The 16,799-nt window shown below is 59.8% G+C and carries 16 protein-coding genes; 9 read left to right on the top strand and 7 right to left on the bottom strand.

Annotation, left to right across the window (positions count from 1 at the left end; all coding sequences use genetic code 11):
• The 4 genes from AC4CWH_RS22245 (at position 1) to AC4CWH_RS22230 (ending at position 4,820) form a co-directional block, all read left to right on the top strand.
• Positions 1-1,689, top strand: coding sequence for a CocE/NonD family hydrolase (locus tag AC4CWH_RS22245; protein ID WP_491321528.1), 1,689 nt, complete (start codon positions 1-3; stop codon positions 1,687-1,689).
• Positions 1,679-2,161 carry a nucleoside deaminase gene (locus AC4CWH_RS22240; RefSeq protein WP_491321527.1) on the top strand — a complete coding sequence of 161 codons (483 nt, stop codon included), beginning with the start codon at positions 1,679-1,681 and terminating at the stop codon, positions 2,159-2,161. Before AC4CWH_RS22245 ends, AC4CWH_RS22240 begins: the two co-directional genes overlap by 11 nt.
• A gap of 41 nt (positions 2,162-2,202) precedes the next feature.
• Positions 2,203-3,252, top strand: coding sequence for a questin oxidase family protein (locus AC4CWH_RS22235; RefSeq protein WP_491321526.1), 1,050 nt, complete (start codon positions 2,203-2,205; stop codon positions 3,250-3,252).
• Positions 3,253-3,329: 77 nt separating this feature from the next.
• A complete protein-coding gene (locus AC4CWH_RS22230) occupies positions 3,330-4,820 on the top strand; it encodes an amidohydrolase family protein (protein WP_491321525.1) in 1,491 nt (496 codons plus the stop codon).
• Positions 4,821-5,040: 220 nt separating this feature from the next.
• On the opposite strand, the gene AC4CWH_RS22225 is transcribed toward AC4CWH_RS22230, so the two are convergent.
• The 5 genes from AC4CWH_RS22225 to AC4CWH_RS22205 are packed head-to-tail and all read right to left on the bottom strand — an operon-like array spanning position 5,041 to position 9,815.
• Positions 5,041-6,312 (bottom strand): HlyD family type I secretion periplasmic adaptor subunit, encoded by a 1,272-nt coding sequence (locus AC4CWH_RS22225; RefSeq protein ID WP_491286403.1) that lies wholly within the window; start codon positions 6,310-6,312, stop codon positions 5,041-5,043.
• Positions 6,313-6,370: 58 nt separating this feature from the next.
• Positions 6,371-8,026, bottom strand: coding sequence for a peptidase domain-containing ABC transporter (locus tag AC4CWH_RS22220; RefSeq protein WP_491286405.1), 1,656 nt, complete (start codon positions 8,024-8,026; stop codon positions 6,371-6,373).
• A gap of 2 nt (positions 8,027-8,028) precedes the next feature.
• Positions 8,029-8,481 carry a hypothetical protein gene (locus AC4CWH_RS22215; RefSeq protein WP_491321524.1) on the bottom strand — a complete coding sequence of 151 codons (453 nt, stop codon included), beginning with the start codon at positions 8,479-8,481 and terminating at the stop codon, positions 8,029-8,031.
• Between the two features lie 41 nt (positions 8,482-8,522).
• The gene (locus AC4CWH_RS22210; protein ID WP_491321523.1) at positions 8,523-9,542 is read right to left on the bottom strand and encodes a hypothetical protein; all 1,020 of its coding nucleotides are present in this window, start codon (positions 9,540-9,542) and stop codon (positions 8,523-8,525) included.
• Between the two features lie 21 nt (positions 9,543-9,563).
• Positions 9,564-9,815, bottom strand: a complete 252-nt coding sequence (locus tag AC4CWH_RS22205) for a hypothetical protein (protein WP_491286411.1) — start codon at positions 9,813-9,815, stop codon at positions 9,564-9,566.
• Positions 9,816-10,018: 203 nt separating this feature from the next.
• Between AC4CWH_RS22205 and AC4CWH_RS22200 the strand changes: the two genes are divergently transcribed.
• Complete coding sequence (locus AC4CWH_RS22200; protein WP_491321522.1) at positions 10,019-10,471, top strand: toxin-activating lysine-acyltransferase; 453 nt, start codon at positions 10,019-10,021, stop codon at positions 10,469-10,471.
• Positions 10,472-10,766: 295 nt separating this feature from the next.
• On the opposite strand, the gene AC4CWH_RS22195 is transcribed toward AC4CWH_RS22200, so the two are convergent.
• Together AC4CWH_RS22195 and AC4CWH_RS22190 are read right to left on the bottom strand one after the other, a co-directional pair.
• A complete protein-coding gene (locus tag AC4CWH_RS22195; protein ID WP_491286416.1) occupies positions 10,767-10,910 on the bottom strand; it encodes a hypothetical protein in 144 nt (47 codons plus the stop codon).
• Positions 10,911-11,079: 169 nt separating this feature from the next.
• A complete protein-coding gene (locus AC4CWH_RS22190) occupies positions 11,080-11,970 on the bottom strand; it encodes a LysR family transcriptional regulator (RefSeq protein ID WP_491321521.1) in 891 nt (296 codons plus the stop codon).
• Between the two features lie 156 nt (positions 11,971-12,126).
• Between AC4CWH_RS22190 and AC4CWH_RS22185 the strand changes: the two genes are divergently transcribed.
• The 4 genes from AC4CWH_RS22185 to AC4CWH_RS22170 all read left to right on the top strand — a co-directional run bounded on the left by AC4CWH_RS22185 (position 12,127) and on the right by AC4CWH_RS22170 (position 16,798).
• Positions 12,127-12,573 carry a (2Fe-2S)-binding protein gene (locus tag AC4CWH_RS22185; RefSeq protein ID WP_491286419.1) on the top strand — a complete coding sequence of 149 codons (447 nt, stop codon included), beginning with the start codon at positions 12,127-12,129 and terminating at the stop codon, positions 12,571-12,573.
• Positions 12,574-12,587: 14 nt separating this feature from the next.
• Positions 12,588-14,834 (top strand): xanthine dehydrogenase family protein molybdopterin-binding subunit, encoded by a 2,247-nt coding sequence (locus AC4CWH_RS22180; RefSeq protein ID WP_491321520.1) that lies wholly within the window; start codon positions 12,588-12,590, stop codon positions 14,832-14,834.
• On the top strand, positions 14,831-15,202 hold the full coding sequence (locus AC4CWH_RS22175; protein ID WP_491321519.1) for a c-type cytochrome: 372 nt from the start codon (positions 14,831-14,833) through the stop codon (positions 15,200-15,202). Before AC4CWH_RS22180 ends, AC4CWH_RS22175 begins: the two co-directional genes overlap by 4 nt.
• A gap of 165 nt (positions 15,203-15,367) precedes the next feature.
• Positions 15,368-16,798, top strand: a complete 1,431-nt coding sequence (locus AC4CWH_RS22170) for an adenylate/guanylate cyclase domain-containing protein (RefSeq protein WP_491321518.1) — start codon at positions 15,368-15,370, stop codon at positions 16,796-16,798.
• Position 16,799 lies beyond the last annotated feature (1 nt).

Raw genomic sequence — 16,799 nt, 5'->3', positions numbered from 1 at the left:
ATGCTGCCACTTCGCGACATCGAAACGCTTCGGATGCCCATGACGGACGGCGTGCATCTGACAGCAGACGTCTATCGCCCCGTCGGCCCGGAGCACTATCCCGTTCTCGTCATGCGTCTGCCCTACGGGCGAAAAGTTGCCTCGACGGTCGTTCTGGCCCACCCCGCATGGTATGCGGCCCAAGGTTATGTCGTTCTGGTGCAGGATGTTCGCGGCCGTGGGGATTCGGAAGGGATCTTCAGAGTTCTGGAGGACGATGTCGCAGATGGCGCTGAGACGCTGTCGCTGGCGGCCGACCTTGACGGCGGCAATGGCAAGGTGGCGAGCTATGGCTTCAGCTACCATGGCATGAACCAGTTCCTGGCTCTTGCCGGCGCTCAAAAATCCGGCGGGAAAATGCCGGATGCGATGACGATCGCCATGGCGGCTTTCGATGTGCGCAATCACTGGGCCTTTGAAGGCAACGGGTTCCGTCTCCAGTCCAATCAGTTCTGGGCCTGCCAGATGGCCGTCGAAAATGCCCGGTGGGCCGGCGACCTCGATGCCGCCCATAGGTTGCTGGCGGCTTTGCCTTCTCTGCATTCCGGCCCGGTGCCGGCCCGGCCGGAGGTGCTGGAGCAAGCGGCGCGCTATACGCATTATCATGAATGGCTGGCTGACGATCCCTTCTATTGGCAGGCACGCTCGCCGCATTCGCTGCTTGAGGGCGTGGACCTCGATATTCCCGTCCTGCATATCGGGGGATGGAACGACATCATGCTCGAGGGCACGTTCGCCGCCTTCGAGGCATTTTCCGCCGGCAGCGGCCTGCAGCGGCTTTCCGTGGGTCCGTGGTCGCACATTCCGTGGGGACGACGGGTCGGAGCGCTGGACGCCGGACCAGACGCGGCAGACGGTATCGATCGCGAGATCCTCGCATTCTTCGACGAAGCGCTCAAAGGCCGTGAAAATCCTTATCCGACGGTCCGGCTCTACGATGTTGTCAAAAAGGCATGGGCCGGGTTCGAAAGGCTGCCGACAGCCGAGGCGCGGGTGTTTCATCTCTCATCAGGTGGCAGGGCGGCGGCAACGAGTGTCGATGGCATGCTTTCTGAGACGCCGGGACCTGCGAGCACGGACTATCTCGTCCACGACCCCTGGCGACCGGCCCCGGGCGTCGGCTTGCATCTCGGGACGCCATCAGATTTCGCCGACAGGGCGGCCGTGGACGACAGGGGCGATGTGCTGGTCTATACCTGCAATCCGCTCGACCGCGCGCTGCTTTTGGCAGGAGCCGCCAGAGTAACCCTCTCGATTACAGCCGACAGGCCGAGTTTTGATCTGGATTGCACCTTGAGTGTCGTCACCCCGGATGGTGCCGCGATCAGCGTAACGTCGGGACATAAAACCGTGCGGGCGGGCGAGGCAGGATCACCGATTTGCGTCACATTGCGGCCCATCCATGTCACGGTACCGGCAGGGCATTGCCTGCGTCTGTCTATCCAAGCGGCGTCCTTCCCCGCTTTTCCCGTCAATCCTGGAACCGGCGCGCGTCCAGAGGACGCAAGTGTGACGGATCGACTGGTCACGACCCTGGTGCTCCGCTCAGGCGATGGCGACAGCTCCACTCTGCACTTGCCCATGATGCGGCAAGCCGATGGAAAAGACAGCCGATCCAACACCGGAGAGGAAAACGGACATGAGCCTTGATCACGAAAATCTCCTCAGATTGACGTTCGAAATTGCCCATCGGGCAAAAGCGCACGGCAATATGCCATTCGGCGCGCTGTTGGCCGGTCCCGACGGTGAAATTCTTCTCGAGGAAGAAAACGGATATTTTCCCGATCTCGATGCGACAGCCCACGCAGAACGCCTGTTGGCGACGCGCGCCTCAAAGCTCTACCGGGAGCCGTTTCTGGCCGAATGTACCCTATACAGTTCGGCGGAACCCTGCGCCATGTGCGCTGGCGCCATTTACTGGGTTGGCATCGGCCGGGTCGTTTATGGCCTTTCCGAACATCGGCTGAAGGTCATGACCGGCGATCACCCGGACAACCCGACCATGGACCTGCCATGCCGCGATGTTTTTGCGGCTGGCCAAAAGAGCATCGAGGTCATCGGACCCTTGATTGAGGCGGAAGCCGAGGCTGTTCACCTGGATGCCTGGCAAACAAGCGCGTGAAAGCCTGCGGGCATTCCGGTTTCAAGGAGGAGTTGAGATCCATGGTTCCAAACGAAAGCACTTCGGACGAACTGAACACCCTTTTGGCAGGCATGCCGGAATGGGGATCCGAATTTTCGCACACATTCGCCAACCATGCGCCGATGGTCCTTGTTGCTCTGCACCGGATCGGCGGTGCGCCGGTGCAGCTCCGGCGGTTTTTCCATCACTACCGGGACGCAAAGCGGCTCCTGCCCTTCGCCCAGCCGCAAGAGCTACTCGATGGAAGCAACTGGAAAACCGCCATCGGCAAGCGCGAGCGCGAGCCGGACCTGCGTCTGTTCTTTGCCGGCGAGGTGGCGCGGCTTGGGCACCATGCCGCTCTGAAACTTTATCTGCCGCATCTGGCAGGCGGCATTGCAGCCAGCGCCTTTCACGCGCTGATGCGAACAGCCTATGGTGTGCTTCGTGCCGACGAGACCGATATCGCCATTGCGCTCTCCTACTGGGCGGCCACTTATCTGCAGCTTCCGGAGCCGCAGGGAGCCTCGCCGATCACGAACGACCCGGCGGAAGTCCTGGCCATGACTGCAGCTATCCAGCCGCTGCATGGCCTGAAACTTCACGATCTTCTCTGGCAGAACATGCGCGATGCCGGCAACGTGCCCGAATTTGCGCCGGTCGTCGATTGGCTGGGCATTGGGCCGGACACGATGGAAAAAATGGCGGCAACCGCGCTCGTCATCTTTGCGGCAACCCAGCATTTCGCCGCATTGCATATCATCACGGGGCTACACTGGATCCGTCTGCTTCAACCGCATTGCGATGAGGCAACCCTCCATCGGATGTTACGGGTGTTCTGGCAAGGGATCGCCGCACTGATGGGCGAGCTTGGATTTCCCGAGATGCCGGACAGAGAAGCCGTCGATCGCTGGCGCCACATACAGGTGCCCGATTGGCGAGAGATTCATGCGATCGCCGCGCAAAGCTACGACGAACACGATATCAGCCTTGCGTTTTCTGCCTGTGAAGAAATGAAAATCTATGGCGATCCGCTCTATCGGGTCGTGGTCGCCCGCCGCCTCGGCCTGATCGGAGACTACACGAAATGAGCCCGGAAGAGCAGACGCCTGCCGATTGCATCATTGAAGCCGGAACCGTTTTGTGTGGCGTTATGCCTGACGGCAGCATGTCCATGCGTCACGATGTGGGCATCCGTGTCGCGTCCGGCATGATTGCCCAGATTGGCCCTCTTACTGCTGTTGGTTATGGCAACGATCATCTGCCCCGTTTCGGATCTCGCGACATGATCGCCATGCCGGGTCTCGTCAACAGCCATCACCATTTCGGAATTACGCCCCTGATGCAGGGCGTACCGTTTGCCCCGCTGGAATTATGGCTGCCGCAATTTCGGGCGATGCGCCAGATCGATGTTCGCCTCGATACGCTCTACTCAGCCATCGAAATGCTGGAAAGCGGAACGACGACGGTGCAGCATATCAACAGCGGAATGGTCGGCGCCCCGGAAAACTGGATGGCGACGGCAAACGCCACATTGGAGGCCTATGGCGAGATCGGCATGCGGGCCGGCTTTTCCTTCATGATCCGCGACCGCAACATTCTGACCTATGACGACGATGCCACGTTCCTGGCCAGCCTCCCGGAGGGGCTGCGCACCTGGATTGCGCCAAAACTCGCGGCATCGAACATCCCGATTGCAGACCTGATGACATTTTACCGTGCGCTCAGGGAACGCTGGCTCGATGCCCGGCCGGATCATGTTCGCATCAATCTCGCCCCTGCCAATCTGCACTGGTGTACGGATGAATGCCTGCAGACGATTTTCGCGACGGCCCGCGAAACCGACGCGCAGGTCCATATGCACCTTCTGGAGACCGAGCGCCAATCGCACTTCGCGCATAATAAATTTGGCCACAGTGCCGTCCAGCATTTGAAGGCGCTTGAATGTCTCGGGCACAACGTCACGCTCGGACACGGCAACTGGATGAGCCGCGCGGATCTCGATATCGTCGCCGACTGCGGCTGCCGCATATGCCACAATGCCTCATCCGGCCTCAGGCTCGGCAGCGGTATCGCCCCCGTCAACGAAATGCGTCGCCGCGGCATTCCGGTCGCCCTTGGCATAGACCAATCCAACATCGCCGACGATCGCGACATGACGCTGGAAATGAAGCTGGTCTGGGCGCTTCACCGGGAAACAGGTCTGTGGAACGATCGACCCGATGCGGCGGCCGTGCTGCAGATGGCGACGGAACACGGCGCAGCAACTGTCGGCTTCGGTGGCTTTACGGGTCGGCTCGAACCGGGCCAGCAGGCCGATATCGTGCTGATGGACCGCCGCAAAATTGGACGACCGCATGTGAACTCCCGGACGCCGGTGGCGGAGAGCGTGCTGCATCGCGGCGGACGCCATGCGATCACGCAGGTATTCGTCGGCGGTCGGCTGGTCGTTGATGACGGAAAGGTTGTGACGATCGACCGGGAAGCGGTTCTTGCGGAAATCGGTGAGCGTCTGGATCAACCGGAGACGCAGGGCGAACAGCTGGCCTGGGATGCGGTCCATGCCCTTATTCCCCACCTTGCGGCCTATCAACGCAATTCCACACCGACAGCCGGATATCGCCCCTATCGCTATAACGTTATGGCCGACGGCGAGTAGAAGCGGTCTGCGCTTCGTGACGAAGATCAGTCCTCTATAGACAGCACCTGCCGTCGCCCCCCCGAGCATGAGCACCAAGCCGCCGGCTGACCGAGATAAGGCTTAGCTGTCTGACGTGCTGCTGCGTAGAATGGCGGGCACACGATAAACGCTTCTACGATGTCATTAATCCGGGCGCGGGCGTGATCTGCTGCGGGAAATCGGCACAGGTCGCTGATGGCTAACGCTCGCCGAGACTGCCCTGAACAGACTCGACGATCGGCGCGAAGAAATATCCGATCAAGGGTCGCTCTCCGGTAACCACGTCGATGGACGCAGTCATGCCCGGTTGAAGAAGATACTGCGAACCTGCGACATCGAGAACGTTCCGGTCCAGACTAACCTTGACGATATAACCCCATGTGTCGTCCGCCTGGCGCACTGCGTCAGCGGAGACATAGGTCACCTTGCCGGATAAAAAGCCGAAGCGTTCCGCCGGAAAAGCGGCAAGGTTCAGCTTGGCATCCTGCCCTATCTGCAAAAATCCGATGTCCTCATTGGCAAAGACTGCCTCGACTTCGAGGCCTGCCGCATGGGGGACGATGCGCATCAATTCATCGCCGGTATCGGAAACCCCGCCAATCGTATGGACATTAAGGCCGTCGACGATGCCATCGACCGGGGCGACGAGCGTCTTGTTCTTAAAGTTCAGGTTGGCAACCCGAAGCTCTTCGGTCGCTGCCAGCATCCGGCTCTCGATCTCCGCAAGCCGTTGCCTGCTGCGGCTCAAGGCGCTCGATAGCAACTCGCTTCTTTCCGAAGAAAGACGGGCGAGATGGGAGGCCTTTTCCTCCAGTTCGCTGCGGCGGACGGCGATCTGCTTCTCCAGGCTGACGAACTCCTCGAGGTAGTTGAGGTAGGAGGTTCCGCTTGCGGCCCCCTGCTGCCGCAGCTGCTCCGACGTATTGAGGCGTTCCTGCCTGATCGGCAACGACGCCTCGATTTGCGCCAGGTTCGCCCGGCTCACAGCTTGGCTCTTGAGATTTTCGTCCCGCTTCGAAAACTGCTGCCGGATCTTGTCTTTCAACTCTCCGACCTCGGCCGCCAGCAGCTTTTTTTGTTCCTCGAAATAGCTGGGTTCGCGGGTTGAGGCATTGTCGCCGGTGAATTCGCTAAGCGCCGCGCCGGCATCCGCATTGTCATCCGCTGCCAATCTGTCGATGAAACCCGTCAGCGCCTTGAGACGGAAGCGTTCGATCTCCAGATGCCTCATCTCGCGGGAAAGCATCGCCAGTTGCGCGGCCGCCTGGGTCGCATCGAATTCGATCAGGACGGTGTTGGCAGCGACGCGATCGCCATTCTTGACATGAATGGCGACGACCTTGCCGGGCGTATCCGGCTGGATCTGCTGGACCCGTGTCAACGGAACGATCCGGCCTTTGCCTCTGGCGGTAATCTCGATTTTCAGGACGAAGGCAAGCACAATGGCCGTGACAAAGGCCGCGATGAGCAAAAGAACCGTGATGTGTATGGTGGGCGAGACCGTTGGCTGGATTGGGTTGTTTCGCATCTCACTGGAACTCGATGATCTGGCTGGGATTGGGAAATGCCTGCGGCCTGTGGGTTATGATGATGATGGTGACGCTTGCACTGAGCGCGGCGAACTCCCTTGCCAGCCGAGCCTGTGTATCGTTGTCGACGGCACTGGTCGGCTCATCCAGGATGAGAACTTTCGGCCGGGTGAGAATACTTCTCGCAATCGCCAGTCGCTGCCGCTGGCCGCCGGACAGGGCGCTTCCCCGTTCACCCACTTCGGTGTGAATGCCCTTGGGGAGCGAATCCACAAGCTCTTGCGCGGCGGCGGATTTAAGGGCGGCCCTGATCTCGTCGTCGCTGACGTCATCTGACGCCATCCGCAAGTTGCTGAGGATCGAGCCCTCGAAAAGATAGGCCTCCTGCGGGACATAGGCGATCTTGGACCGGACGTCGTGGGGGTCATGATCCCGAAGGTTCAGTCCGCCGATGGTGACGCTGCCGGAAGAGGGTATTTCGAGACCGGCGGCAAGGCGGCCGAATGTCGATTTTCCCGTCCCGGACGGGCCGACAACGAGGTTCAGGCTGCGGCCTTCGGCATGGAACGCGAAGTCGCTGAGAACCGGCACGCCGTCCACATAGCTGAAGGAAACCGAGGACAGGGTCAGGCTCGGTTCCACCGTGTCGGGCAGCCTCGGCAGGGTGTCGAACGGTTCCGTCGGCGCGTTGAGGACGTCTGCCAGTCGCTGGCGGGACACCCGCGCATTCTGCCAGCGCTCCCACAGTTCGGAAAAGGTGGCAATTGGACCGAGAACCTTATCTGATATCAGGTAGAAGGCCACCAACTGACCAAGCGTGAGACTTCCGGCAAATACCAGCTTGGACCCGATCAGCAAAACGAGGATCGTCAGGCCGCGGTTGACGACGAAATTCAGCTGCGCCGAATAGATGTCGATCTTGCCGGCATTCAACCCCGTCGCCAGCAGCCGGCTCAATGTGGTGTTCAACTGGTCGATTGCCTGCCTTTCGGCGCCGAGCGACTTCACGGTTGCAATACCCGTCAGTGACTCGACCATCTTCGACTGGTGATGGGCGGAGGCATCGAAGCGGGCCCGTAGATGCCGTCGTAGAAACGGTCCGAAGACGAAATAGACGGCGGCCTGAATAGGCAGTGCTGCGATGATGAGCCAGGTCAGTGGCGCGGAGAGGGAGAAAAGCACGGCCAGATAGATCGCGACGAACAGAACGTCGAGAAAGACGCCGGCCGTTGCCGCAATCAGAAAGTTCCGGATCGTATCGGTTTCCGACAGACGCGAGAGCGTTTCGCCGATGTTCCATTTCCGGAAGTAGGAATAGGGAAGGCTGAACAGATGCCGAAAAATCCGGCTTCCAAGCTCCTGCGTCACGCGGTTGGACCCGATAATCCCCAGATAGGCCGAGAGCATCTGAAATCCCACCTGGAAAAGGCTGACAGCGGTGAAGATCAAAAGTACGACGGTCAGCGTCGTCTCGCGCTGAAAGGGCAGAACACGGTCGATGATCACCTGGAATATAAAGGGTTCGACGAGCGCGATCAGCCTCAGGCATATCGCCAGTCCCAGCAGTTCGGCATAGATCGAGCGATAATTCCATATCGCATCGGCAAACCATTTCAGCGGCACCTCGGCCTTGGTGTGGGACTGGGCGTGCTGCATGCTCAGGCCCCGGACGCCGCCGCCGACGGATGCCCTGGCGGCAGCCCGGCATCATCGCCGTACGTTCGAGGGGAAACCTTCCGCGCGTAATCGATCCGCAGTTCATGGCCACGCGGGGTAGCGGCAAGGATGGCACTGATAAACAGGTTGCCGATATAGACCAGGGTGGCGCAACTGAGGCTGTCGAGGAAGATCATCAGGACGTGGACCGGCCATACCGCATCCGCTGTGGTCGCCTGCAAACCGGTGAGCGTCGACAGGCCGGGGAGCAGATGCAGGAGGAGGGCAATCCAGAACGCAGCGCAGAAAGCGCATCGCCATTGTCCATACAGCGTGTGGAGCCAGCGCGGGCTTCTGTCGAGAAGCGTGTTGAACCAGGTGCCCCAGTAGGGCAGCTTTTCCCAGATCAGGATGTACAACGACAGCGTGATGAGCGCAGCGGTGAAATCGATCATTTCGGCCTCCCGGGTTGCCTGCCATTGGCAGCAAGGCGAAGTTACCAGCAGCGTTCGTCAAACAGATCGTCGTTGCTGCCCCAGCGGTGGTAGTAGGCCGACATCTGCAGTTTCAGGAACCCGAAGAGGCCGACCGGGGCAGGATTGCTGCCGCCACTTTGGCCGATCTGCCTGGTCAGCATGACGTCGAACGGACATAGTCCGCTTGCGGCGTTCTTCTGCAATTCGTCGCGCCTTGCAGCGCCGGTCAGGTTTCCCAGCGCTTCGTCATGATCATAGAGGATGGTCTTCAGCTTGAATTCCGGATCGTTGACGTCGGACGCAAGATTGTACTCCTGGAAGATCTCCTGGAGCGTCACGGAGTTGGTGAAACGCTGGTTTTGAGGCGCGGACAGGCCTTGGAGAAACGGCGTGTTTACATAAACGACGGAGCGCTCGATTTTCGTATCGGCAAGCCGGTGCGCCGCACCGTTCCGGATGACGTTATCGAAGTCGATCTTGGCAAATTCGGAATTGAAGAAAAACGGTGTTCCATTGAAATTGCGCAGGGTGGCAGACAGATAAGCCCAGAAGGCTTCCGCGCGTTCATTGGGATAGACCTGGCGGACGGTGCCCTGCAATTTGCTGACGAAATCAATGACGCCGCTGTCGAGCGTCCTCGAGGGCGAGGCCACATAGACAAACCGGTCTTGCCCGAACATATTTCCGGCGTCTTCTGTCAGGTCCACTGTGCGGCCGCTGAGATCGCCAAGAAAGCCATAAGCCGACCGTACAAGGGTTTTGCTCTCTGCAGATGCATCCCCGTTAATGCCAACGCGGATGACCTGCGGCGCCTCCTCGCGCGAAAATGCGCTGCTGGTGATCATGTTGATCTGCACGCCATTCTCGAAAAGGGCGCGATTGACGAAACGGTTGTAACTGGATCTGACCGACGAAAGATGCACAGCCGCTACGGCCACAAACACCGCACCGATGACAGCAGATATTGCGATGATCGTTTTTTGTATGGCGATAGTCCCACCTCCTGAAAAGCGTCCGGGCGAAAACCGCCGCCCGGGCACCAAAACTGGTCAAGATGAGAATTATCTTCCTCCGTCAAAGCGGCTATAACCGCCTTGCGAGAACTGCCCCGGATCGCTTGAGTGGCAACTGCTGCAGCCATTGCCGTTCAACGAACTCCACGTGTGATCATTGAAACCAAAATTGCCGTCGGGATCGCGGTCTCTGGCGCTTCTCCCCGTATCGGTCATGCCGTCGCGGTTGTTGCCAAGCCGGCCGGTCTTGTCTCTCTGGTTGACGTTATCGCCACCACCACTTGAGTTTCCGCTTCCCATTCGAATTCTCCTCTTCAAAAATGCGAGCGTAATTCCAGTTAGGTCATCGATATGATGCATATTTGATATGCATCATGCTGGATAAAGCCGAGGGGCGCCCTAAAGTTCCAGGCAAAACGCAATTCTTCGTGTTTGCGTGCGATGCCGACGCGCCTCTGCCCGGTGCGGCGCCGCGACACCGGCAATAGACATTGGAGCATGGAATGAGGTTGGTCGAAGGGGCGCCAGAGGGGCGCGTGTACGGCTTTTTCGAGATTTTCGGAATGATGGCCGCGATCTCTCTCGATTCTCACTATCGCCATTATAGCGTCGAACAGTTGGGCAGTTACCTTATTCCGCCGCTGGATGCGCACCAGTTCAAGGTCTATCTCGACAGCAGGGGCCGGCCGGCCGCGTTCGTTACCTGGGCCCTGGTCGATGAGCAGCATCATCGCGCCCTGCACGACGAGGGGATCAACCCGCCTGCCAGTGCATGGAATTCAGGCTCGAACCTCTGGTTCACCGATCTGGTAGCGCCTGCGGGCGACGTCAGGGCAATCGTCCGAGACATTCAGAAGAACATCTTCCCCGACAGGCACGCCTATTCGATCAGACGCAACTCGGTTGGCGGCGTCAGACGAATATGCACCTGGAGAAACGCGCTCAGTACGCAATAGCGCCGTCCTCTGAAGGCGTGTGCACGTCAAGCCGCATCGCAACGAAAGGTCAGTCAGCCATAGAAGGCGTCCAAACTGCCTGGCCCCCAAAACCGCCAACGGCGTTTCAGCAATCGATCCTCAATCACATAGGCCAAGACGGTTCCAACATCCCCTTCCCCATCCAGAACAAGGGCCAGGGCGTCGGAGAGCGGTGAGAACCAGGCACCGCCGCAGCAAAACTACCGACGTCCTCGTGGTCGAAGATCAGCCCCGGGTCGAGCTCCACCTGAAATGCGTCCTCCACCTCACCGCATCACAGCACCGCATCGATGGACTGCAAGCCCCAATCCTCGAGAAAGGTCTCAAGGCCGATGGACGCCTCGTCCTGCTTCGTCAGCGCTGCAATGCGACGTACGAGAAAGGCATCGAGCTCACCACCGGGCAAAACTTCAGGCATCATGCGGTCCTTACAGGAACATTCGGCAGGCAGGGAAGGCTTTCCAGTGCAATGGTCTGGGACAGCACACCCTGTGAATGCCGTTGCGGATCCAGCTCCTCGGAAGGCTATTGACAACGAACTGGCACTGCGTCGAGGATTGCTTTCGCCGAAAGTCATTCGGGATGGCTTACCGCTGACGGAGCGCCTCGACGACGATGCGAAAGGCTGGAGAATTCTGGTGACGGCTCGGATAGTATAGATAGTAGCCAGGAAAAGCTGGCGTCCAATCTTCCAGAAGGGTTACCAGTTCCCCGGAAGCGAGTTGGGTGCCGACGAGATCTTCAGGCACATAGGCGATCCCGAGGCCCTTCACTGCTGCCTGGACCATCGGATATGAGCTATTGAATGTCAGCTGACCGGCAACGCGAACCCTGAGCTCCTGCCCGGATTTCTCGAACTCCCATGCGTAGAGACCGCCCGCGGTTGCCTGACGCATGTTGATACAATTATGCGAAAGTAGATCCTGCGGGTGCTGCGGCACCGACTTGTCCGCAAGATATTGCGCCGAAGCGACCACCAGCATCCGCCAGTCCGGACCGATACGGACAGCGATCATATCCTTCTCGATACTCTCGCCCAAGCGGACACCTGCATCGAAACCGTCCTCGACGATATTGCGCAAGCCGTTGTCTCGACTGAGTTCGACGCGGATTTCCGGATAGGCTTTAAGAACGGGTTCGAGCTTGGGCCAGGCGACCGTTTCCAGGGCGTGGTCAGACAAGGTAATCCGGACAGTGCCCGAAGGCTTGTCGCGAAGATCCGAAAGCGCCTCGAGCTGATCTCGGATTTCCTTGATGCTCGGCAGCAGCGCGTAGAACAGCCTGTCGCCGGCTTCTGTCAGTGAGACGCTTCGCGTGGTGCGCGTAAAAAGGCGCAATCCCAAGCGATTTTCCAGCCGTTTGATGGTGTGGCTGAGCGTCGACTGCGTAATCCCAAGCTTTGCCGCCGCCTTGGTGAAGCTGCGGTCTTCGGCAACCGCCAGAAACCAGAGCAAGTCGTTGAAATCTTCCCTGGGCATTCGTCACTCCGCATGTCGACAGCCATTTATGGCGCAGGTCGATAAATCTAAGCGATTGCAGACCACTAATGCATATCAAAAGTACTTGATAGGCTGTGTCATGGATCAGTCCTGCACTGTCCCCACGCCCCCAGGAACCGATCGAAGGACGACAGCATGGAACTCAACATCAACGGAAGACAGCACGTTGTCGATATCGAAGCTGATACGCCTTTGCTCTGGGTGCTTCGCGATACGCTGGGAATGACCGGAACCAAGTATGGCTGCGGCGTTGCGCAATGCGGCGCCTGCACGGTTCTCGTCGATGGGCAGCCGACCCGCTCCTGCGTCATGACGGTCGACGCGCTGGTGGGCACGCAAATTACCACGATCGAGGCGATCACCAATGATCCGGTTGGCCAGAAGGTGGTCGAGGCTTGGGTCGCAAATCAGGTGCCGCAATGCGGTTACTGTCAGTCCGGCCAGGTCATGGCCGCGACCGCACTGCTCAAAGAGACGCCCCAGCCGACGGACGACGACATTGCCGCCGCCATGGTCAATCTCTGTCGTTGTGGAACCTATAACGCCATCGCTGCTGCCGTGCGCGAAGCGGCGCAGGCTTGATCGGGAGGATCACCATGAACCAGGTCCATATTGACGCTGCCGGCAATGCCACGAGCCATGACACACCGTTCAAGGTCTCGCGCCGTGGGTTCCTCGGCTCGGTGGCCGGCGCACTTGTTCTCGGCGTGACCCTCCCCGGCGCGATCCGCCCGGCGCTCGCTCAGGCCGCCACTGCAGCAGCGGCTCCGGGAACCCGCGTCCCCGCCTTCATCGAGATCCGCCCCGATAGCACGGTGTTTTTCCGGAGCGCCTTCATCGAGGGTGGTCAGGGCATCTTCACCGCCATGGCACAGATCGTTGGCGAAGAACTCGATGTCGACCCCGCCAATTTCATGGTCGAGGCGGCACCGCCCGGTCCGGACTATGGCCTGATCGGTGGTTTCCGCTTCACCGGCGGCAGTTTTTCAGTTCGCTCAAGCTATGACCTCATGCGCAAGCTCGGTGCGTCGGCGCGTGCCATGCTGCTGCAGGCTGCCGCCGAGAGACTGTCGGTACCGGTTGCAGAGCTTTCGACCGAGCCGGGTCACGTGCTGCATGGGGCGTCGGGCCGTAGCCTTGCTTATGGCGAGATCGCAGAGGCTGCGGCGCTGCTTTCGGTTCCGGAAACCGTCACGCTCCGCGCGCCGAAGGACTTTCGCTGGATCGGAAAACCGGTCGAACGTCTGGATATCCGGGCGAAGTCGACGGGCAAGGCCCAGTATGCGATCGATACCAAGGTCGAGGGCATGCTCTTTGCCGCCGTCCAGCACAGTCCAAGGCTTGGTGGTGAGCCCGGCAGCCTCGCCAATGAGGCGGAAGTGAAGGGTCGCAACGGTGTGCATTCGGTGCACACGCTGCCCGGTGCTGTCGCCGTGGTCGCCGACAGTTGGTGGCGCGCACGCATGGCAGTCGAGGCCCTGCAAGTCACCTGGACGGAAGCGGCTGCAGGGACGCCTCATGCCATGCCTGCCAGTTTCTCCAGCGCCGACCACATGCAAAAGCTCAAGGCAACCAACGGCGACGGTGTAACCTTCGAGGAAGAAGGGGATACAGCCGCTGCGCTTTCATCGGCTGCCAAGGTGGTGGAAGCGACCTATGACGCGCCGCATCTCGTCCATGGCCAGTTGGAACCGCCATCGGCGGTGGCCCGCTGGAACGAGGACGGTACGCTCGAACTCTGGATACCGAACCAGGCGCCGGAAATGTTTCAGGCAGATGCGGCCAAGGTGGCGGGCATCGCGCCTGAGAAGGTCATCGTCCACTCGCCGATGCTGGGTGGCTTTTTCGGTCGTCACTTCCTTTACCAGAGCGCCAATCCTTATCCGCAGGCCATCCTGCTTTCAAAGGCGGTCGGGCGTCCGATCAAGCTCGTCTGGAGCCGCGAGGAGGAATTTCTGCGCGACACGCTGCGGCCGATGGCAGCGGTTCGCTTCCGCGCAGGCCTCGACCAGAACGGCAATCCGACGGCGTTTTCAGCGGTTGCGGTGGGCGAAGGTGCGACGGGACGTTGGTATGGCCGCCAGCCCGACAAGGTCGACAGTTCTGCCGTCGAGGGCATTGCCGGCAAGGTCTACGCGATCCCCAACAAGCGGATCGCCCAGATCCATGTCGACGATCCCGCCATCATCGGATTCTGGCGCTCGGTCGGTCATTCGATGAACGACTTCTTCTCGGAAACCTTCTTCGATGAGATGGCGGATGCCGGCACGAAGGACCCCTATGAACTCCGCCTTGCGCTCCTGCAAAACAGCCCGCGCCATCTCACGCTGCTGCAGGCTGTGGCCGCGCTTTCCGGTGGCTGGAAACGCGGGCCCTTCGCCGCAGAGGATGGCACACGCCGCGCCCGCGGCGTCGCCATGGCCTCTCCCTTCGGAAGCGAAGTGGCGACGATTGCGGAAGTCTCGCTTTCGGATGGTCAGGTCGTGGTGCATGACGTCTGGGTCGCCATCGATCCGGGCACGGTGGTCAATCCGAGGGTGATCGAGCATCAGGTCAACTCCGCCGTTGCACTCGGCGTTTCCTCCGCACTTCTGGAAGAGGTCGTCTATGTCGATGGTCTTCCCCAGGCGCGCAACTACGACGGTTATCCGATCCTGACGCCGGACCGCATGCCGAGAGTGCATGTCCGCATCATCGAAAGCGGTGCGCCGATCGGCGGTATTGGTGAACCCGGCCTGCCGGGCGTACCTCCCGCCATCGCCAATGCCGTGGCCGTCCTTGCCACAGAACGACCGCGCAGCCTGCCGCTGTCGAAGACAACATTCCAGGAGAAGCAGGGATGATGAGGTTTATCCAGCAGATCGCCGCCGCAGTGATCGCCACCGTTGTCTTGGCACTTCAGGCTCATGCCCAGGATGCGGCAGACGGACAGAAGCTGTTCCAACAGCGCTGCGGTGCCTGTCATCAGATCGACAGCACCCGCAACGGCGTCGGCCCGCATCTGCAAGGGGTGATCGGCAGAGCGGCCGGAAGCGTCGAAGGCTTCCGCTATTCGCCCGCCATGCAGGGCGCGGGCATCACCTGGGATGCCGCCCAGCTCGACATATTCCTCACCAATCCGGGTGGACTGGTGAAGGGGACGCGCATGACCCAGCGTTTTGCCAAGGCTGACGAACGCCAGGCAATCATTGACTTCCTCGCGACGCGCTGACTGAACTGCTCTCCCGGCGGGACAGAGGTGACCCTGGTCAAGCCGGCAGGTCGACACGTCAGGCCGGGCCCATGTCTGCTTGGAAGCGCGGATATGCGGCCCGGCGGACTATTCGATTGCACGCTGAGCGGAGGACGCAGAGCGTGTCCGCAGTTTCAAGGGTCCATGACACTGTCCCAGGATCCGATATTGCCAACGACTATCGCGGAAGGAGCGACTTTGGCTATTGATGGCGCGGTTGCGCAACACGCCAGTACCATAGCGACTGCGTTATCCAACGCGGAGAGAAAAGGGTTCCGGATTGCGATGATCGGCCGAACGGTCGCCGTGATGATGATCGCTTTTGCGCTGTTGCTCAGCTACTACTTTCCCATCAATATTGGCATTGCTGCGATCACATCCTTGATCGCCTTGGGCGGGCTGTTATCGCTGGCAGCCGTCCGCACCCGCTACGAACGCCATGCTCGCTATGCCGTGTTCGCCTTTGATGCGACAGTGGTAACTGTGCTTCTGGCCTTCATCCCGCTCAGCAGTGGCGGGGACGTGCCGCAAAACATGGTATTTCTCACCAGTTCCGTCCAGTATTACTATGTGGTGATTGCAGCGGCGGTTCTAACGCTGTCGCCGCCACTGGTGCTGTGGACGGGTGCCTGGGCAGCCATCGGACTGCTTTTTGCCACCGGGTGGATCCTGTCGAGCATGGAGAAGGTGGTGAGCTACAACAGTCTCCCGATCTCTCCATCCCCGGACATTTACATTCAGACAGTCCTCGATCCTGACTTTTTAGGCATCGCCTCCCGCCTGCAGGAAGCTCTTATCCTGACACTTGTCACGGCGATCGCGGCCTTGACGGTTCATCGCGCACGTCGTGTGGTGAGCGAGCATGCACAAGCAGAAGCCAACCGGCATAGATTGCAAAGCCTTTTCGGACGCTACGTGCCGGCACCGATATTACGCGAACTGCTGGACGAGGGGCATCTTATTCCTCAGGCCCGCCAGGCGACATTGATGTTTGCCGATATTGCAGGTTTCACACGTCTGTCAGAGGGGCTGCACCCCACCACACTCGTCCATTTGCTGAACGAGTTTTTCAGTGCCGTAACAAACATCGTCGATGAGCACGGCGGCGTGGTCATCAACTACCTTGGGGATGCGTTGCTGATTTCGTTCAACGCGCCGCTGTCCAAGGAGGATCACGCTGCATCAGCAGTAAAAACCGCACAAGACATTCTGGCAATGATAGAGCAGCGGGAATTCGACGGGCAAAAGATGCGCCTGCGTATTGGCATCGCAACAGGGCTGATCGCAGCCGGTACGGTCGGCGCAGGCGCTCGCCAGACCTATACCCTTTATGGTGATGCCGTAAATCTTGCTCAGAGATTGCAGGAACTCAACAAGGAAACCGGTACATCCTGCCTGATCTGTGGCACGACTGCACAGCAGATAAGGGGTTCCCCTCCCCTGACGCGCGTGGGAACTTTTGCAATCCGCAATCTGCGTAGCCCGATAGACGTCTTCTGCCCCGCGAAAACGGATGACGTCTTCCCGCCTCATGGCCTCCTGCAATCGTCCCCGATTGATGGCTCAGATCGATAAG

This window comes from Neorhizobium sp. PAMB6716 (assembly GCF_058242805.1).
Note: the sequence above shows the minus strand (reverse complement) of the source record. Positions and strands in the feature narration are given on the sequence as shown.